This is a genomic window from Dictyobacter kobayashii (genome assembly GCF_003967555.1).
GTDB lineage: Bacteria > Chloroflexota > Ktedonobacteria > Ktedonobacterales > Ktedonobacteraceae > Dictyobacter > Dictyobacter kobayashii.
On sequence record NZ_BIFS01000001.1, the window covers coordinates 4,068,718 to 4,087,543 of the forward strand.

General features: G+C 50.5%; 11 protein-coding genes and 1 pseudogene. 7 read left to right on the top strand and 5 right to left on the bottom strand.

Going from position 1 to position 18,826, the window contains the following annotated elements; translation table 11 throughout:
- Window positions 1-5: 5 nt before the first annotated feature.
- The 3 genes and pseudogenes from EL645_RS45510 to EL645_RS17855 form a co-directional block, all read right to left on the bottom strand.
- A complete protein-coding gene (locus EL645_RS45510) occupies window positions 6-1,472 on the bottom strand; it encodes an acyltransferase domain-containing protein (protein ID WP_371865737.1) in 1,467 nt (488 codons plus the stop codon).
- A gap of 5 nt (window positions 1,473-1,477) precedes the next feature.
- Window positions 1,478-5,209, bottom strand: a pseudogene (locus tag EL645_RS41105) (type I polyketide synthase); the annotation flags it as partial.
- Window positions 5,210-5,760: 551 nt separating this feature from the next.
- Complete coding sequence (locus EL645_RS17855; protein WP_371865738.1) at window positions 5,761-6,012, bottom strand: helix-turn-helix domain-containing protein; 252 nt, start codon at window positions 6,010-6,012, stop codon at window positions 5,761-5,763.
- A 708-nt stretch (window positions 6,013-6,720) separates the two neighbouring features.
- Here EL645_RS17855 and EL645_RS17860 point away from each other — a divergent pair.
- The 5 genes from EL645_RS17860 to EL645_RS17880 all read left to right on the top strand — a co-directional run bounded on the left by EL645_RS17860 (window position 6,721) and on the right by EL645_RS17880 (window position 14,746).
- Window positions 6,721-8,910: a protein kinase domain-containing protein gene (locus EL645_RS17860; protein ID WP_126551768.1), complete on the top strand. Its 2,190-nt coding sequence runs from the start codon at window positions 6,721-6,723 to the stop codon at window positions 8,908-8,910.
- A gap of 95 nt (window positions 8,911-9,005) precedes the next feature.
- Window positions 9,006-10,268: a vWA domain-containing protein gene (locus tag EL645_RS17865; protein ID WP_126551769.1), complete on the top strand. Its 1,263-nt coding sequence runs from the start codon at window positions 9,006-9,008 to the stop codon at window positions 10,266-10,268.
- Between the two features lie 26 nt (window positions 10,269-10,294).
- Complete coding sequence (locus EL645_RS17870) at window positions 10,295-11,905, top strand: tetratricopeptide repeat protein (RefSeq protein WP_126551770.1); 1,611 nt, start codon at window positions 10,295-10,297, stop codon at window positions 11,903-11,905.
- A 253-nt stretch (window positions 11,906-12,158) separates the two neighbouring features.
- On the top strand, window positions 12,159-14,039 hold the full coding sequence (gene htpG / locus EL645_RS17875) for a molecular chaperone HtpG (RefSeq protein WP_126551771.1): 1,881 nt from the start codon (window positions 12,159-12,161) through the stop codon (window positions 14,037-14,039).
- Between the two features lie 467 nt (window positions 14,040-14,506).
- Window positions 14,507-14,746: a hypothetical protein gene (locus EL645_RS17880; RefSeq protein ID WP_126551772.1), complete on the top strand. Its 240-nt coding sequence runs from the start codon at window positions 14,507-14,509 to the stop codon at window positions 14,744-14,746.
- 152 nt (window positions 14,747-14,898) lie between these two features.
- Here EL645_RS17880 and EL645_RS17885 read toward each other — a convergent pair whose 3' ends face one another.
- Window positions 14,899-15,759, bottom strand: coding sequence for an aldo/keto reductase (locus EL645_RS17885; protein WP_126551773.1), 861 nt, complete (start codon window positions 15,757-15,759; stop codon window positions 14,899-14,901).
- A gap of 260 nt (window positions 15,760-16,019) precedes the next feature.
- On the opposite strand from EL645_RS17885, the gene EL645_RS17890 reads away from it, so the two are divergent.
- The gene (locus EL645_RS17890; RefSeq protein WP_126551774.1) at window positions 16,020-16,298 is read left to right on the top strand and encodes a hypothetical protein; all 279 of its coding nucleotides are present in this window, start codon (window positions 16,020-16,022) and stop codon (window positions 16,296-16,298) included.
- A 131-nt stretch (window positions 16,299-16,429) separates the two neighbouring features.
- Window positions 16,430-17,584 (top strand): M20/M25/M40 family metallo-hydrolase, encoded by a 1,155-nt coding sequence (locus EL645_RS17895; RefSeq protein WP_126551775.1) that lies wholly within the window; start codon window positions 16,430-16,432, stop codon window positions 17,582-17,584.
- Window positions 17,585-17,610: 26 nt separating this feature from the next.
- Here the strand turns inward: EL645_RS17895 and EL645_RS17900 are convergent, their stop codons facing one another.
- Window positions 17,611-18,723, bottom strand: coding sequence for a glucose 1-dehydrogenase (locus tag EL645_RS17900; protein WP_126551776.1), 1,113 nt, complete (start codon window positions 18,721-18,723; stop codon window positions 17,611-17,613).
- Window positions 18,724-18,826 lie beyond the last annotated feature (103 nt).

Genomic DNA, 18,826 nt, shown 5'->3' on the forward strand with positions numbered 1-18,826 from the left:
GTTCCTCAATGAGTTTGAATTTTACCAGTTGCATGGAGCGTCCAGTGGTCGTGTGGTTGATCTGGTGCACCGACAGCATGGCTATAAATGTTAAATGTTGCCTGATCCTGGGCGTCGGCAGAAAGAACAACTTGAACCTTCTGGGAACCCTCCTCAGGTAAGAGAAGAAGTTTCTTGAGCTCTATCTCTTTCAGGCTATATGTTTGAGTACCCAGAGCTTCTCTAGTTGCCGCCTGGGCCATCTCAATATAAGCCGACATCGAAAGGGCGGTCGAGCCCTGGATGCGATGGCCTTTTAGATAGGGCAAGCGTTGTACATCTAATGTGCTCTCCCATACATGCATACGCACTGGATGAACCAGGGCGACATGGGTATCCAGTAAAGGATGGCGTTGCGCTGAACGCTCTACTGGTGGTGTTGCTACCGGATGTTTCGCTACCTGTTGGACTCCAGGGCTATCCTTTGGCTTGAACCAGCATCGCTGGCGTTCAAATGGATAGGTCGGCAAGGCTATCACCTGACGTTGATAATCATGCTCAAAACCAGCCCAGTCAATATTGATGCCCAGCGTAAAGAGTTTACCCATATCTTCCAGCAATGTTTGCCAGTTGCCATGTTCTTTGTGCAGGGAAGGCAACCAGTAATTATCTGTTGCAGGCAGACAGCGTTTCCCCATATTGATCAAGGTGGCCGCAGGGCCTACCTCAATAAAGATATCGCAGCCTTGCTCCGCCAGAGTGGTCATACCCCTGACGAACTGGACCGCACCGCGTGTCTGGGTGCGCCAATAATGGGCATCCACCGTTTCACCAACGCTCAGCAACTGGCCAGTAACATTGCTGACCAGGGGTAAGCGAAGTGGCGCAAGCGCGACCTCGCTGGCTACCTGTTCAAAGTCATCCAGCATCGGCTCAATTAACGGCGAATGGAAGGCATGGGAGACCGTCATCGGATGGGTATTGATACCCGCCGCCTCCAACTGCTTAACAATTTCCTGCACCGCCGCCGCATCCCCCGAGAGTACCGTATTCTGAGGACCATTAATAGCGGCCACTGATACCAAATGTTGTACCGGTTCAATGAATGGTTGCAATTGTTCAGGGGTGGCAAAGGCTACTATCATACTACCCTGTTGCTGTAACGCCTGCATCAGCCGTCCACGGGCACTGATCAGTTTCAAGCCATCTTCCAGGCTAAGCATCCCGGCCACACAGGCCGCCACATACTCGCCAACGCTGTGTCCCAGCACAACATCTGGCGTAATGCCCCAGGATTTCCAGAGTTCGGCCAGTGCATACTCCAGGGCGAACAGGGCTGGTTGGGTATAGGCGGTCTCATCCAGAGAAGGATTCTCCAGAGAAGGATAGAGGACCGAGATTAACGGTTGCTCCAGATAGTTTTGTAGGATCTGCTCGCAACGGTCAAGGGCCTGGCGGAAGGTGGGCTGGGTATCATAGAGTTGCCGGGCCATACCTATATATTGTGAGCCCTGACCGGTAAACAGGAAGGCGATTTTATGCTGTGTGTTAGCTGTTTTACGTCCCTGCTGAATGGTCGGGGCGGCTTTACCTTGCATAAAGGTCGCCAGTTGTCCACGTAGCCGCTCTGTAGTCGTCGTTGTAATGGCCAATCGTGACGCAAAATGCGTGCGACCAGTGTTGGCTGTATAGCAGAGATCGGCGACAGTTGTAGCTGGATATTCTTTTAAGAAAGCTTGATACTGGCGTACCAGTTGCAGCAATGCCTCGTCACTATGTGCTGACAGCGTGAGCAGATGCTGTGAACGCTCGGCCTCATTGGTCACAGTGCGGGTGGCAGGGGCCGCTTCAAGGATCATATGGACATTCGTGCCACCGAAACCAAAGGCACTCACACCGGCGATCCGTCGTTCGGCGGGCCAGGGCTGGGGCCGGGTTGGAATCGCGAAGGTTGTATCCTCGAAAGAGATATGCGAATTCAGCTTCTGGAAATGCAGGTTAGGAACGATCTCACCCTTTTGCAGGCTGAGCACCGTCTTCATCAGACCAGCGATACCAGCGGCCGATTCCAGGTGTCCGACATTCGTTTTGACCGCACCTAATAGACAGCTCTGCTCCGGTGTGCGTTGTGACATCAAAACAGATTTGAGCGAGGCCACCTCGATGGGATCACCCAGCGGGGTGCTGGAACCATGGGTCTCGACATAGCTAACCAGGCTGGGATGTACTTTCGCATTACTCAGAGCCTGGCGAATAACCGCCTCCTGGGATGGACCATTGGGGGCCGTTAGCCCATTACTGCGCCCATCCTGGTTCACCGCTGAGCCGCGAATGACTGCCAGCACCGTGTCTCCATCGCGCTGAGCTTCTGATAGCGGCTTGAGCAGAACCAGCCCGCAGCCCTCGCCGCGCACATAGCCATCGGCGCTATCATCAAACGTCTTGCAGCGACCGTCCGAAGACATCATGCGAGCCTGGGAAAAAGTAATCGTCAACTCGGGGGTCAGGATCAGATTGACGCCACCAGCCAGGGCCAGTGTAGATTCATGGTTGCGCAGACTCTGACAGGCCTGATGTACGGCCAGCAAAGACGAAGAGCATGCGGTATCCATTGCCATACTCGGTCCGCGCAGATCCAGCACATACGAGATACGATTGGCCGCGATACTATGGGCATTGCCTGTACCGGCATAGGCATCAGCATCCTCTGGACGGCGAAACTGTAGGCGTGAATAATCGTCACTGCTGATCCCAACAAAGACCCCGGTCTGGCTTCCGGCCAGTTTCTCGGGGCCACGCCAGCATATTCTAAAGTCTCCCAGGCCACTTCCAGTAACAGACGCTGCTGTGGGTCCATACCATCGGCCTCACGGGGTGAGATGCCAAAGAAGCTTGGATCAAATTTGTCCACCTCGGGCAGGAAACCGCCCCAGCGCGTATTCATTTTGCCGGGAGTGGCTGGTGCCTCAGCGTAGTAATCCTGGCTATTCCAGCGCTCGGCCGGCACTTCAGAGATACCATCAATACCATTGCGCAATAGATGCCAGAACTCATCGGGATTTCTGGCGCCTGGAAAGCGGCAGCCCAGACCGATGATCGCAATAGCATCCTGGTCAAAAGAACTTTGTCCTGGTGTCTCAGCAACCTCTTCGGCTACTTGTTCCCCATTAGCTAGATAGCGGGCCAGGGCATCGATGGTTGGATAATCATAGGCCAGCGTGGGTGCCAGCGAACGATGCAGCAAATCTTCCAGATCGGCTGAAAGGCTAACCGCCTGGGCTGAATCCATACCATAGTAAGCAAAGGGCGTGTTTATATTGACTGCACCTGGTGCGACCTTTAGCGCCTCAGCCACATGTTCTACCAGCCACGAGCGCAGCATCGCCACATCCACCGCTGGTTCAACAGGTTGTTCTTCCTGTACTCGTTGTGACTGTTCGGTTGGAGGTATCTCAGGAACGGATTGAGAAATAATATTTTCACTGGCATCTTGTTGCCAGGCAAGAACCACATCGAGGGTGCCATCTAAATAATGTTCTTTACTACCCCGGCGTTGCACCTTGCCACTCGATGTTTTAGGCAGGCTGCCAGGCTTAATCAGGGCAATCGCGGAAACCTGGACCTCATGCTGCAGGGCGATGGCCTGCCGAATAGCGGCAATCACCAGATCCAGATTTGAGGACAGGGCGGTACGCTCTACCTCATGCACAATCACCAGGCGCTCCTCGCCGTCAGCCTCAATTGAAAATGCAGCCCCACCATTTAAGCGCAGGGCGGCATGGCAGGATTCTACCGTCTTCTCAATATCTTGAGGATAATGATTGCTACCGCGAATAATAATCAGATCCTTGAGGCGGCCCGTAATAAAGAGCTCATCATGATCTGAGAAGCCCAGATCCCCGGTACGCAGGAAAGGACCCTCTCCATTGGACAGATATGCTTGAAAAGTCTCAGCCGTCTCCACAGGCCGCTGCCAGTAGCCCTGAGCGACACTGGGTCCCGCCACCCAGATCTCTCCAACGTGATCAGGGGCACATGGCGTATTGGTTTCAGGGTCTACAATCAAGACAGTTTGATCGTCGTGGCTGTGCCCGATACTCACCAGCGTCCTGGCATCATCAGCGGCAGCAACTTCCTGAGCCAGATTTTGTTTCAGGGCCTCGCCCTGGAATGAACGTACGGTTGGGAAGACACCTTTGGTCCCGGCACTCACTACCAACGTAGCCTCGGCCAGACCATAGCAAGGATAGAAATAATTGCGGCGGAAACCACAGGAAGCAAAAGCCTCCGCAAAGCGCTCCATCGTATCAGCGCGCACCGGTTCCGCACCATTGGCAACGATCTCCCAATGACTCAAATCAAGAGTTTCTTTTTGCTCAGCTGTAACCTTGCGTACACAGAGATCATACGCGAAATTAGGGGCACCACTGATAGTAGCCTGGGTACGCGAGACTGCCTGTAGCCAACGATAAGGGCGTTGTAAAAATGTAGTGGGGGCCATAATCGTAGATTCGTAGCCCGCATAGAGTGGTTGAAGAACACCACCAATAAGACCAAGATCGTGATAAAGTGGCAACCAGGTTACACCATGGGCGTTCTCGGGATGCTGGCAATAGCGTTCTACTAAAGATAAATTATGTAATAAATTGCCATGGGTCACCATTACTCCTTTAGGAACCCCGGTTGAGCCTGAAGTATACTGCAAAAATGCCAATGTTTCACTGGCAACCTCAGGCATCTGCCATTGGGAAGCAATGTCGGTGAGGGTGTCAGTGACGAGAACAGGTGCAGATTGAAGTTCAGGAGTTTGGTTAAGTAGACTAGAAACTTTTGAAGAAAGTGCAGTAGAAGTCATAACGACCTGTGCATCAACATTTTGCGCTATCGCTCGAAATTTTGTCAGTGTACGATCAGAGCGAACCGCAGAAGGTGGGTACACCGGGACTGCAATAATTCCACTGTATAAGCAACCAAAGAATGCGACGATAAAGTCTAACCCGGATGGGTAGATGAGCAAGGCGCGGCTTCCGCGAGGGATGCGCTCTTGCAAAGAGGCACCGATAATTCTTGCTTGGTGATCAAGCTCCGCGAATGTGAGGGCATCTTTTTCTTTGTCTCCATCAGTCAAAAAAGTGTAGATGCGCTGTTCGGGCTGTTGGACTGCCCTCCAACGAAGGAGATTGACCAGAGTAGAAAACTCACGCGAGGGTGGCAAAATACGTGTTTTCAATTTTACTATTCCTGGTCGGGAAATATCGAAAGCAAATTGCTAGTATTAGAGCAAAAAGCAATCGAGTTACATATTTATTTATGCGTCTGTTATTGATAATACATTTAAGTCAATAGGCTGTCAACCGTTTTCCGCGAGAGAATCTTTGCTCCATTCTAGATGAGCTTGTCCCATGAATTTTGTCATTCTACATTTTTTCGCGTACCGCTCCAGCAAGTTCTAACAGGCAGGAGGTGCAGGAGGACGGCTAGTCCTCCTGCCGGGGTGTGGGGTGTTCCCCACTAAATCCCTCCCCTCGCCGCCGCAGGCGGCAAAGAAGAGAAGCAAATGCCCCTGGTCGCTATGGGTAGCGTATGTACTTCATTATAGCAGAATAAAAGAGAGGCTGACTTCTTATAAGCTAAAAGAAGCCAACCTCTCTTTTATTCATCATTAGATCGTAGCAAAATTGGAAAGCGCAAATATTTGTTCAGTACCATCACACTCATGCAATAGTATCCATTATATATTGGAATAGAAGCATGTGATGAATACTATATGCGCCTTATTCCTTATTCCGCACCCAGTTGATTAGCTGCGTCACCCAGAACACGATCAAGGGTCTCGCGTTTAATGCGATAGGCCTGACGCTCATTGACGTGAGGCAGGATGACAGCTTCCAGGGCACCTTGTTTCACCCAGCGACGAACGGTGGTGTCATCTACACGTAGGATGTCTGCAACTTCGGATACGGTTAATAGCTCGCTCATGTGATATATCTCCTCTTTAAAGTTAGTTTGGATATATGTGCAATTTCTACTGATACACTTATGCCAGTAATCTGTGTGCTAAATATGCCCAACGCCCGGCGTGTGCTCACTGCGACGTAGAAATACACAAGAAAACATTGTATGTGCATTGTACAACAATGTATCAGCTAAGTAAAGAGGGGAGTAACTTTTAGTAATACAAGGAGTGTAGCGGCCAACAAAGTTTTTTGCTTGTATAGCTCCCAACAACTTTGTTACAAATACGCGCCTAAGTAAAGAATAGATAGAACTATCTGGCTATTCCATTGTGTTTTTGCTATTTTTTAGATTCTATAGCAGTTAAAACGAATAATTTTTTGCTAGCTTTCTGAAGGACAAAAGTTCAAATAAGCGGTATTATCTAAAAGCTTTTCTTGAGATGCTCAGGAAAAACAGATGTCACTGACATTTATTGATCTCTATAGTAACTACGGGTGTTACAAGTTGATACGAATGTTGTTTGCCCCAGGATACATATCAACCGAAATAAGTGAAAAAGATAGCCAATTTGGGATGGTATATTAGAGATTGCTCTCTATATAGGAGGTATGTGATTGGATGCAAGCTGCAAATCAATAAAGGCCAAATTCTTGAGCGTTTTTTGAGGTTTTCAGGCATATAATAGCGAATAATGAATGAAAAAATTCTATTGATATTGTAAATAATGAATGCGAAATAGCCTGTGATCGGGCTTTATATTCAGTTTTTTCATGGAGGAAATAAATGTCTTCCTGCCCAAATTGTCATCAGCCAGTAGGAAAGGATGATGATATTTGCGAGAACTGCGGTGCCGTCCTCTCTTCACTGCTTGCCCCGGCCACCTTTGTGGAGGCATCCATTGTACCCCAGCCAAGTAATCTTCCCGGGCAGTCTTTACCTCAAACCTGTCCAAATTGCCATCAGCCCCTGCATGCAGGCGATGATATCTGTGAACAGTGCGGCATGGTAGTTGATGTACAGGTCTCATCCGTGCCAGCTTCAGCAGCGGTAAACCAGGCGCAGGCGGTCACTAATGGGGATAGCTGTCCTAATTGCGGTAATAAAAGGACTTCTGGGGTAAAGTTTTGCGGGCGCTGCGGCTACAACTTTACAGCAACCACCACCGGACCAGCCAGCAGCCCTGCCGTACGGGAGCCAGCCGCGGTACCAGCAAGTTTGCAGATTGGTAGTCTGCTCAACTCTAAATATAAAGTGACACGAACTATTGGTGCGGGTGGTATGGGTGCCGTCTACCTGGCTGATGACCAGGTCTTAAAGCGCCAGGTGGTAATAAAGGCTCTTCTCAGTGAAGATGATCCAGATCTGGTGGAACAAAGTGTCAAAGAACGTGAGTTCCTGGCTGCCGTCAAACATGCCAATATCGTTTCGATCTATGACTTTATCACTGTCGGAACGCAAGGCTATATTGTAATGGAGTATGTGCATGGTAAAACGCTGGAAGATCTGCTTGAAGAGCGCAGGGAGCCGCTTGGCGTAGAGGAAGCAATCGGTTATGTGCTAGGGATTTTACCTGCCTTCTCATATCTCGCCAAACTGGGCCTGGTCTATTGTGATTTTAAGCCTCAGAATGTCATGTTGGAGCAACTTAAAGACGGCACAAAGATCGTCAAGCTGATCGACCTGGGAACGGTCATCAAGTATGAGCCGCATCCAAAGGATGTTTATGGCACGCATGGTTTTTATGCACCAGAAGCGGTTAAGAATCCCTCACCAGCGACAGATCTTTATTCTATTTGCCGCACCCTGGCATACCTGGTAACGCGAATGGATCTGGCCAACCCCATCTTTGGAATGCCTTCATCTGAGTACTACAAAGTATTTCGGGACCATCCCGGCCTCTATCGGCTATTGACCAAAGGGACGAATACCAGGGCCGCTCTGCGCTTTCAAAACGCTGAAGAGTTACGCGACCAATTGACAGGAGTCTTGCGGCAGATCGTTGGTGGTCGACCAGGGGTTCCCACAGGCTCAAATATGTTTGTCGCTGGTATTCTGACGACAACAGGCAAGCTCGGACTACGAGGCGAGGCTATTCTGGACGAAGCGGATAAGGCCATTGATATGTTGCGCTATGGTGATCAGGCCTTACGAGCTGGTAGCTACAGCAGTGCGCGCAACTTTTATCAGCAGGCCGTTAAGGTTAATCCCAACAGTGTCGATGCACACCTACGCCTGGCGGAAATCGCGATGGACCAGGGAGAGTATACCCAGGCCCTGGCTGAAATCACGCAGGTACAGCGTAGATCTCCTGGACATTGGAAGGTGGCCTGGTACACCGGGCGCTTATTAGAGGCGCAGGGAAAATATCAAGAGGCCGCTGATCAGTATCGTGAACTAATGGCGGATCTACCTGGTGAGTTACCACCCCAGCAGTCTCTGGCCAGGGTGTGTGCGCGTATGGGTGATACGGTCAGCGCGGTCGAGCTCTACACCAGGGTCCTAAAAGCCGATCCGGGCAATACCGAAGTCATCCTGGGTGTTACAGATGCGTTGATTCAGCTGCAACGCTGGAATGAAGCGGCCGTTATTCTGCGTGGAGTCAACGAAGCGGCGGCCAGGTATGTGGATGCCCAACTGCTACTGTGCGAACTCTATTTGCAACGCATGGTACCCTTAACTCCACAAAATGTACAGAACGCAGCCGAAGCCATCCAGGGCTTATTGGGACGTACCGAAGATCCACGTTACTACCTGATGCGCGGAGACATTTACCGGGCAGCCTGGTTGATGGCCAGGAACAAACAACTCCCCTCGAATATCAGTATTGCCGGTATCTCCAAAATCGAGCCCCGTAGCCTGGGTCAGGCAGCCGAAGAGAGCTATAGCGAATACCTGCGTCGCGAGCGACATCCTATCCAGCGTGAAGCAGTGGTACGACGTCGTTTTGAGGTAGCACCCTGGCATTGGGTCTGAGGTTCCATCATTATCCCTAAAAATGTATGCGTTATTGTTCTACCCCTGAGTAAAGCGATATTATCAAATCTCTTTAAAGAAAGAAGCGCAAAGCTATGTTTACAATCACTGCCTATCACAATCCTTTTCTACGCGTCAATCAAACCGCCATGCAAGCGGTCCTCTCGGTAAAAGTAGATGAGCAATTGGCGGTGGGCCCCACCCCCCAGGCCCTGGCGATTGCCCTGGATCGATCTGGCTCAATGGATGGTGCCAAGATCAGCGCGGCCCGTGAAGGTGCGATAAAGATCGTGCAGGCCCTGGATGAGAGTATGCTATTCATGGTCGTAACTTTCAATGATTCTGGGAGCGTCCTGGCTGGTCCTGTACTGGCAACCACTGAGAATAAAAAACAGGCCATTGCCGCTCTACAAAGGGTCCGACCGGCTGGTGGAACGCGTATGAGTGCGGCCCTCAATCTGATTGCCGACAAACTACAGCACGAGCAAGCACGTGCCCTCAAGATCCTCTTTCTAACCGATGGCAGGAACGAAGGAGAAACACGGGCGCAATTAAACAAGGCTGTGGCCCGTTGTGCAGAGGTGCATATCAGTATCAGTGCATGGGGAGTTGGTACGGATTGGGACGCCGCCGAACTGCGCCATATTGCCGATGCCACACATGGTAGCGCAGATATCATTCCCACTCCCAGGCAGGTTGAAGCCGCCTTTACGCAAGCATTCCAGGAGATGCGCAAAACAGCCATCTCCAACGCACGGCTCTTGCTCTGGAGCCCCAATGGAGTACGCATCACACGTATTGAGCAGGTCTATCCATCTATCGTGCCCCTGGGATTAGAGCCTGATGCTGGCAACCCGCGCCAGGTTGTGGCCTCGCTGGGTTCGTTGGCGGCTGGAGATCAGCGCGATTACCTGCTACATCTAGAGATGCCTGCTTATCCGATTGGGCAGCAGTTTATGCTGATCCGACCGACCCTGCGTTTTCAAGCCGGAGGAATGCAGGAGCTCGAAGAGAAGAGTGCGCGTAGCGGCTGGGTCTTTGTGCAATGGACCGAGAACGCGGCGCAGGCAGCCCAGATCGAGGAGCATATCGCGCATTACACTAACCAGGAAGAACTGTCACGCAGCATTAAAGAGGGACAGGAAGCCCTGGCGGCTGGTGATAGCGAAAAAGCTACTCGACTCCTGGGACGGGCGCTAGAGATCAGTGAGAGTACAAATAATGAGCGTATTACGCGCCTGCTCAATGATATTGTTGAACGCGATGCCAGGGGGACTATTCATTTGAGCCAGCGTGCCGATGCAGTCGCGCGCAAGACACTGGCAATCAATACAGGCCGAACCTCAAAATTGAAATAGGCGTGAGTGAAAGAAGAGACTTTCGTATGGCTAAACAGATAGGGAAACAGGTAGCACCCAGCAGCCCTCTGCAGGTTATGGCTGCGAAACAACAATCTGCCCCGGTGGTTAGTATATGGCATAGGTTGGTGCGGCAGGCCTATCAAACCCTTAAAGGGCAATTTGTGCTGCTGGCCGCTGGCTGTATGCTGGCGGCCCTGATCCTGTCACTCTTGATTACGCAACAATTTCGCCAGGCCAACGACGACCTCAACACCATCGTCAGCGGGAGTGTGCCCAGTGTCAATGCCGCGCAGGCGATCGCGCAATATAGCGGAGATATCGATGCTAAATCCGCTGATTATCTAGCGACAGCCGCGTTGAAAGAGACGGTTCCCTGTTCGGTAGTAGGTGCAGGCAACACCACGATTGACGGCGGTACCCTGACCGTGCATGATTGTGATGCTAAAAATATCAATGCTGAGCTCATCTTGATGAACCAGCAGATCTACCTGGCCGCGCACAATGTCACCTATCCTGGCGAGCAGACCTCTATTGAGCGTATCATTGCCGGAGCTGAAGAATATAGCTCTAACATCGCTATTATGCAGCACGAATTTAGTTTAGCGAAGAGCATGACTGATCCGCAGGATGAACACCTGGCCCGGGCCTATGCAGCTTATCAGGCCGCCGGGAATATCTTGCATACCAGAATTCAACGGGTACCGCAACGTAACGCAGATGGAACCTATGCACTGGATGAGTCGAATTTGCCCAATTGTACAATTGGCTCACGTAACCTCTCCCCAAACGAATGGGTCTTTGCTGGCATCGAAACCAATGTTGATTGTTTAAATACCATCAATAAGCAACATCTGGATGATGCCTACACTAATGTCAGTGGTTCTCTGACACGCGATGTGATACTGGCGATTTTGCTTTGTCTAGCCTTTTGTGCCTTGCTAGCCTTTACCACCTGGCGTATGGCGCGTATAACCCATCGTATCATCAATATTGGCCTCTCACTGGCGCTGGTGGTAGGTATCGTGTTTAGCCTGACTGTGATTGGTAATTTCTTGAACTTCTCTGGTCGGCATGGGGCCTATGGGCAAATCGTGCAGGATGATTATGATAGCATATACTATGCAGCCCAGCTTAAGCGCAATGCCACTAACGCTAATGCCGATGAGTCGCGCTGGTTAGTTGCCCTGACCTTTCATGATCAGGCTGGGATCGCGCACTGGCAGGCAGATTGGCAGACCAGCACGCAACAGGTACAAAGTCTGATAGACCATGCCCAGGCCAATCGTACCTGGCCTGAGGAAGACCAACCTCTGCAAGATATGCATACGCAGTGGGCAAAATATTATAGTATCGATGGCTCGATGCGTAGTACTGCCCAGGTCACTGACGGCATTGCCAGTCCCACCCATCTATTGCAAGCGGAGCAGATAAGTACCGGTGATTCCAATGCTACTTTTAGCAATTTCACTACTGCCGTCGATCATTTGCGGCAAGCCAACGCTGGTCACTACACCACCACAGTGCAGGCCACACAAAATACCCTCAGTCTATACAGCTTGCTCAGCCTTTTTCTTTTTATCAGCCTGGGCCTCCTGGCTGTCTGGGGAGTGATGTATCGCTTAAAAGATTTCTAAACGAGCAAGATCGTTGAAAAGATCAATAGTGAAGGAAGAGTCAGCAGATGATCCCAGAGATTAGCTGCACTCTTCCTTCACTTTATTATTGATTTTGTGGTAATTTGTTGGCAGAAATGTTTAACAAGGTCTATTTAGAGGGCGGGATCGGTTGAAAAACCGGGTGAGTTTTGGTACAGTAACAATTGAAATAAATGCCTCTTTGCGCGCTATTCTTCTCTCTTAAATACCTGTTGCTAGTGAGGTTTGGTTTATGTCGACAGATACACATAAGGAAACGCTTGGTTTCCAGGCTGAAGTAAAGCAGCTACTGGATCTGATGATCCATTCGCTGTACAGTAACAAAGAAATATTTCTTCGTGAATTAATTTCGAATGCATCGGATGCGATTGATCGCCTGCGCTTTGATGCACTTTCAGATGCATCATTGTATGAGCATGATACTGATTTCAAGATCCGTGTCTCATTTGATAAAGATGCTCGTACGATCACCGTCGCGGATAATGGTATTGGCATGAACCGCGAAGAGGTCATTGAGCATCTGGGTACCATTGCTAAATCGGGTACCCGTGAGTTTTTCCAGGCCCTGACCGGGGATCAGCAGAAGGACGCTAATCTGATCGGTCAGTTCGGTGTCGGTTTTTACTCTTCATTTGTGGTCGCTGACCGTGTGACGGTGCTGACGCGCCATGCTGGCTCGCCAGAAGATCATGGTGTGCGCTGGGAGTCAGAGGGCCAGGGTGAGTACTCAGTGGAGCCAATTGAGAGACCTACCCGTGGTACCGAAGTTATCCTGCACCTGCGTGAAGACGAAGATGAGCTACTGAGTGGCTATCGCTTACGCTCAATTATTCGCAAATACTCTGACCATGTTACATTGCCGATTGTGATGAAGTCAGAAGAAAAAGATAAAGAAGATGAATGGGAGGTTGTGAACACGGCGTCCGCACTGTGGACGCGTTCACGCAATGAGATCAGCGAGGAAGAATACAACGAATTCTACAAACATATCTCGCATGATTTCAGTGATCCCCTGGCCTATGTACACAGTCGTATGGAGGGGACGCAGGAATATACACTGCTGCTCTATGTACCAGCGCAGGCCCCCTTCGATCTGTATACACGCGAGGTCCACCATGGCGTCAAGCTGTATGTGCGCCGCGTCTTTATCATGGACGATGCCGAGAAACTGATGCCGCGCTACCTGCGCTTCATCCGTGGTGTCATTGACTCCAACGATCTGCCTTTGAATGTCTCGCGTGAGATTCTCCAGCAGAACCGCATGATCGACGCTATTCGCGCCAACTCGACCAAGAAGGTGTTGGGGCTGTTCACCGACCTGGCCAAAAACTCGCCGGAGAAGTACGCTACCTTCTGGACAGAGTTTGGGCGCGTCGTCAAAGAAGGCCTGCTGGAAGATCAAAACAACCGTGACACCCTGGCAAAACTCTTACGTTTTGCTACCTCTACCTCTGGCAGCGAGACCCAGAACGTCTCATTGGAAGAATACGTGGGACGCATGAAAGAGGGACAGGACAAGATTTACTATATCGTGGCTGATAGCTATGCGGCGGCCAAGGATAGCCCTCTACTGGAGATCTTCAAAAAGAAGGGTATCGAGGTCCTCTTGCTGTCTGATCCGGTGGACCACCTGGCAATACCAGAGCTGCGTGAGTTCGATGGCAAGCAACTGCAGTCGGTCTCCAAGGGTGAGGTTGACCTGAGCAACCTGGAGGATCAGGAAGAGAAAGCGGAACAGCAGAAGAGCGCCGACGAGGCCAAAGATCTGCTGGAGCGCCTCAAGAAGGTCCTGGGCGAGCAGGTTAAAGAGGTGCGTACCACTAACCGTCTGACGACTTCGCCAGCCTGTCTGGTGGTCGACGAATATGGTATTGACCCCAGCCTGAAACGCCTGCTGCAGTCTGCTGGACAGAAGATTCCTAACGACAAACCGATTCTGGAGATCAACCCCCAGCATCCGATTGTAGTGCGTATCAAGAATGAAGCGGACGAACAGCTCTTCTCCGATTGGGCCCATGTGCTTTTTGATCAATCGGTTCTGAGCAGTGGCGAGCAACTGGATAATCCAGTTACCTTTGTCAACCGCCTAAACAGTCTGTTAGCGCAGCTCTAAAGTTCAATTCAGCCGGGCCACCTTCATACATGAGGGTGGCCCTTTTTTGTTTGCCTTCGCAGGTACTAAAGGGAAAGAATGTGAGGAGGAACCAGTATACCTATAAAGACTTATGGCATTTTGTCACTTTGTACAAATAAAATACCATAATTTTTTGTGCAATATGCACAAATCAAAGGCTTTTTTTGTTCGTAAAGATGTGATGAACGGGTTGAATGGTTGGGTTTATCTGGGGCCTATGTATAGAAGTGCATAAAGATTTTTTGGGCCTCTTTTTTTGGTCGTTTTTTGGCCCCCAAACGCTGGATTATGCCGTATTATATCTATGTGAGCGAGAGCGAAACACACAGCAAAAATCATCACTGGGGTGTGAAGATTCTACGCTGAGTCTTCTTCTCAGTTAGCCAAAAAATATAAAAATTTCACGTAAAGTTGTAAGCCAGAGATAACCTCAAGGAGGAGCAAACATGAACACACCACATAATCACAAAGATCACATGAAAATCGGCCGTTACCAGTCCTGGTTAGAGGATGGCAAGCTGAAACTGTACTACCATGAGTTTGGCAATCCCAGCGGCATGTATTGCACGCTGAGCGCTGAAGAGACGCGTGGACTGTTGGAGCTGTTGAGCCGCAATAGTGATGGTATCAACGAAGCTCTTTACATGAACGAGAAAGAAGCCCATAGCAACTACGCTGGTCTCTAGTAGTCCAACTCTTCTATGAGGTTCGTTTATCTTCTAGATGCCCGGTGATATTGCTAAAGAAGCCGCGGCGCTGATCCTATGAATAGAATAATTAAGGATCAGCGCCGCGGTTTCTCTATGTCTTTTATACTGAGAAAAAGCTTTTGCCCTTATTAGACAAAGAGTGGCTGCATACCGAGGCCAGCAACCATTTTCGCCATTTCTTCATCAGGAGTTTTCTTTTCAAAGCGGCTGGCGGCATCTAATACTTTTGGTAATAGATGGATATCGCCAACGGTATTCAAGAAGACTCCTTCATGGCCCAGGACCCAATGGACAGCACGATCAATGTCGGCTTGATCTTCCAGAGGAGCATACCAGGTGCTATGAGTATGTTCATCGCCCAGCCAGGGTTTATAGGCGATTGATTTAATGGTCTGAACCGCTATATTGCGCTGTTTGCAGGTTTCTACCAGCGCATTGAAGTTTTCAGCATAATAGGGATTTTGCAATGTAACATAGTTACAGGGCAGAAGCACCGAATCGAAATCATAGCGTTCCAGGCTGCGTCGATGGGTCGCGGCGATCTGGAGTCCATGGCCGGTTACACCGATTGCACGGACCAGGCCCTGCTTTTTGGCCTCGATGGCTGCCTCGATTACTCCGCCCGGGCTGAGCGCGATATCCCACTCGATAGGATCGGCCAGGTTATGGAATTGCCAGAGATCGACATGATCAATCTTCATCCGTTCCAGTGAGCGTTGTAGCTCTTCCATCGCTTTAGGTGCGGTGCGCTCGCCCGTCTTAGTTGCCACAAAGAAATCAGAACGATGCTGAGCCATCCAGGGAGCGATGCGCAATTCAGCATCACCATAGCTGGCCGCCACATCGATGTGGTTTACTCCGTATTTTAGCAGTACCTCCAGCGTCTGATCTGCTTCCGCCTGTGTTACAGATCCCAGCGCGGCGGCACCAAATAGTGTGCGGGTACTGTTGTGCCCTGTACGACCAAAAGGCTGCTTTGCGATAGTCATAAATACATTCTCCTGCTTCTATGCTTTTTCAATAAGAAGACGAATGTGGCACATACATTGCATTGGTCTGAATGGCCAAAGATTGTTTTGCCCCTTCGATTATGCCTTATTTCGCACATGAAATCCAGGGCCAGCCAATGTAGTGTGTCGCGGTGAGGGCTGCATAGAGAGACTTTGAGAGACATACAATCGATTGTTCACGTCGCATGAATGTTCGTCAATGTTCTTCATGCTGGCACCCATCTATAGAGGTGATACGGATGAATGCGTCCATCAGTTTTGTGATGGATCTCTTAACGTATTATAATGCTTTTTATAATATGCTATTTAAAAGCAATCGTAAACGCCGCTTGGACGCGGCTAGCTCCACTGCCACTGGCTTAGCAATTCAACTTGATCAGTGGCGAGCAAGAGGGTGCGCCTGTCAGGCAGCTGTGCTCATGCGCTTGAACGGGATGTCACTCAATGGGATGCGCACAACCATCTGGACGGTTGAGAGGTTTCTTCCATGCTATGACGTAATAACTGCTGAGTTGTAGCAACGAAGCAATCCGTGAGCCAGCAATGTTTCCGCTTATTTTAAAATAACATCAATACATTGTAGAGGGTGCATAGAACTGTATCTGACTATGCCCGCTATTATTTTTTGAGACGGTAAAAGGAGTGATCAATGGCGCTTTCCACTGAGGATTTGAACCACCTGTTAAAGGATGCAGTAGCGCGGACTGAGGATGTTGCAGCGCTGGCACAGCGTATTTGTGCCGTAGCGGCTCCTACCGGTGATGAGCGGCGGCGGGCTGAATTTGTGGCAGAGCTCTGGCGGGAGCGTGGCTATACCCCTGAGATTGACGAGATCGGGAATGTGTATGTACGGCGTGGCAAACAGGGAGCGCAGAAGCCATTGCTGATGTTGTTGTCGCATATCGATACCGTTTTCCCCGTGACGACTCCTTTGACCATTCGTCGAGAAGGAGACATGGTGTATGGTCCGGGTATTGGAGATAACAGCGTCAGTGTAGCGGCCGTGTTGACAGCGTTTGAGATGTTGGATGCCTATGGCTGGGAGACGGCCGTAGATTTGCTGGCAGTGGCCAATGTGGGTGAAGAGGGCTTAGGAGACTTGCGTGGAGCCAGGGCTGCCGTAGAGCGCTATAGTGAAGATTTAGGGGCGGTACTGGTAGTGGATGGTAGCCTGGGAAGTATTGTAAATGTGGCAGTCGGCTCAAAGCGCTGGAAGATTACCGTCAAGGGGCCTGGCGGCCATTCCTTCGGCTCTTTTGGTGTGCCCAGTGCCATCCATGGGCTGGGTCGGATTATCGCGGGTCTGGCGGCTCTCCAGGTGCCAAAAGAGCCGAAAACCACCTTTAACGTCGGGGTTATCGAGGGTGGAACATCGGTGAATACTATTGCTGCCCAGGCCTCGGCGCTCCTGGATATGCGCTCCACAGATGTGGATGCGTTAGATAATCTGATGGAGCAGGCGCGCGCGGTAGTGCTGCACCAGGCGGGAGCCGGTTTGAAGGTTGAGATCGAGGTGCTTGGCGATCGACCTGCTGGAAGTCGTAGCGAGAATGATCCCCTGGTGCAATTATCAAAGGAAACACTGCGCTGGGTTGGTTATCAGCCGCGCTGTGTGGCCTCGAGTACGGATGCTAATATTCCTATTAGCCTGAATATTCCATCCGTCTGTATTGGCGTCACAAAAGGTGAGAAAGCCCATACCACCGAGGAATGTATGCATGTTTCCCCCCTTGGCAAAGGCATGGCACAGCTCCTGCGGCTTTGTATGGAGGCCAGTGAACTGGTGGCGGCCCGGCAGCAGTAAACCTGCTGCCAGGTCATTGGGCCACACTAGGCGATAGTCACGATATGTTTAATGCCACCAGGTTTGTGTAGCAGAACCTCTGCCGCACGCTTCATGGGATAACGCTCAGTAATGAGTTTCGGTAAGACTGTAGGCCAGCGTTGCTGGAAGACCTCCAGATGCTCAATGGCAGATTGAAAGGTAGCTGGTCCGGCATTGACGGTACCAATAACCACCTGATTCTGAGATGTCAGGTTATGGAAGGAGGCCGCGCTATCGATACCAAACGGTTGGCTGGGATTGGTGCCGCTGGTAAAGATAAAGATGCCGTTGCGACTGAGGTTCTGTAGTACTTCAATCGCCAGAGGAGCGGCATCCATGGCCTCATAAACCAGGTCGATCTGACCCACACGCTCTTTGAATTTCGCGATAGGGGTAGTCTCAGCCGAAATATAAGTGGCGCCAATAGCTTCAACGATGTCAGCTTTATCGTTGGGTGTTTGGGCGCGGGAATAGACATAGGTATCGAAGCCCTGTGTGACAAAAAGCATGGCACCCAGCAGCCCGATTGGTCCAGCCCCCAGCACGACTGCTGTCAAGCCACGGCCAGGTTCCTCAATGGTCGCGGCACTGGTCTGCCAGGGTAGACGCTGCTGAATCTGTAAAGCCTGCACCAGAGCTTTTTCGGCAATTGTTAGTGGCTCGGTTAATACCGCTACCTGGCGTAGTGCCGCTGGAGCAGGGTGTAGGAAGCGAGCATCATCCACCACATATTCAGCCATATATCCATGTAACCCCTGAATGCCCCGCTCTGTATAGTTGCCTGTCTGGCAAAAATCTTGGTGAGCTGCCTGGCAGGCTCGACAGGTAGAGTCAGTACAGGGACGGCGTACCTCTGGTACGACCAGGTCTCCAGGTTGTAGATGGGTGACCGCCGATCCCACGGCGGCCACTTCAGCCAGCGCTTCATGTCCCAGAATGAGATAGTTGTAGTTTGCAGGTGGATTGCCAAAGGCCAGGGCACAGATATGTCGATCGGTGCCGCACACGCCCACTTCCAGCAGCCGCAGCTTTACCTGTTCGGGATGCTCAATGTGGGGCTCTGGATGCTCGATTAGTTGTATCTCTTTTGTTGCTGGAAAGATTGCAATTGCCTTCACCAGTCAATCTCCTTACATTTGCATAGATATATATATAATTTTCTCTTGCTACTATATCATGTTTTTTTATTGCTTATGTTGAGAAGATAATAAATTAGCTGCA

Coding starts and splice junctions, on each gene's coding strand:
- EL645_RS17885 (WP_126551773.1), bottom strand. CDS start 15,759: ATGACTATCGCAAAGCAGCCTTTTGGTCGTACAGGGCACAACAGTACC.
- EL645_RS17865 (WP_126551769.1), top strand. CDS start 9,006: ATGTTTACAATCACTGCCTATCACAATCCTTTTCTACGCGTCAATCAA.
- EL645_RS45510 (WP_371865737.1), bottom strand. CDS start 1,472: ATGGCCCGGCAACTCTATGATACCCAGCCCACCTTCCGCCAGGCCCTT.
- EL645_RS17860 (WP_126551768.1), top strand. CDS start 6,721: ATGTCTTCCTGCCCAAATTGTCATCAGCCAGTAGGAAAGGATGATGAT.
- EL645_RS17895 (WP_126551775.1), top strand. CDS start 16,430: ATGGCGCTTTCCACTGAGGATTTGAACCACCTGTTAAAGGATGCAGTA.
- EL645_RS17890 (WP_126551774.1), top strand. CDS start 16,020: ATGAATGCGTCCATCAGTTTTGTGATGGATCTCTTAACGTATTATAAT.
- htpG (WP_126551771.1), top strand. CDS start 12,159: ATGTCGACAGATACACATAAGGAAACGCTTGGTTTCCAGGCTGAAGTA.
- EL645_RS17880 (WP_126551772.1), top strand. CDS start 14,507: ATGAACACACCACATAATCACAAAGATCACATGAAAATCGGCCGTTAC.
- EL645_RS17870 (WP_126551770.1), top strand. CDS start 10,295: ATGGCTAAACAGATAGGGAAACAGGTAGCACCCAGCAGCCCTCTGCAG.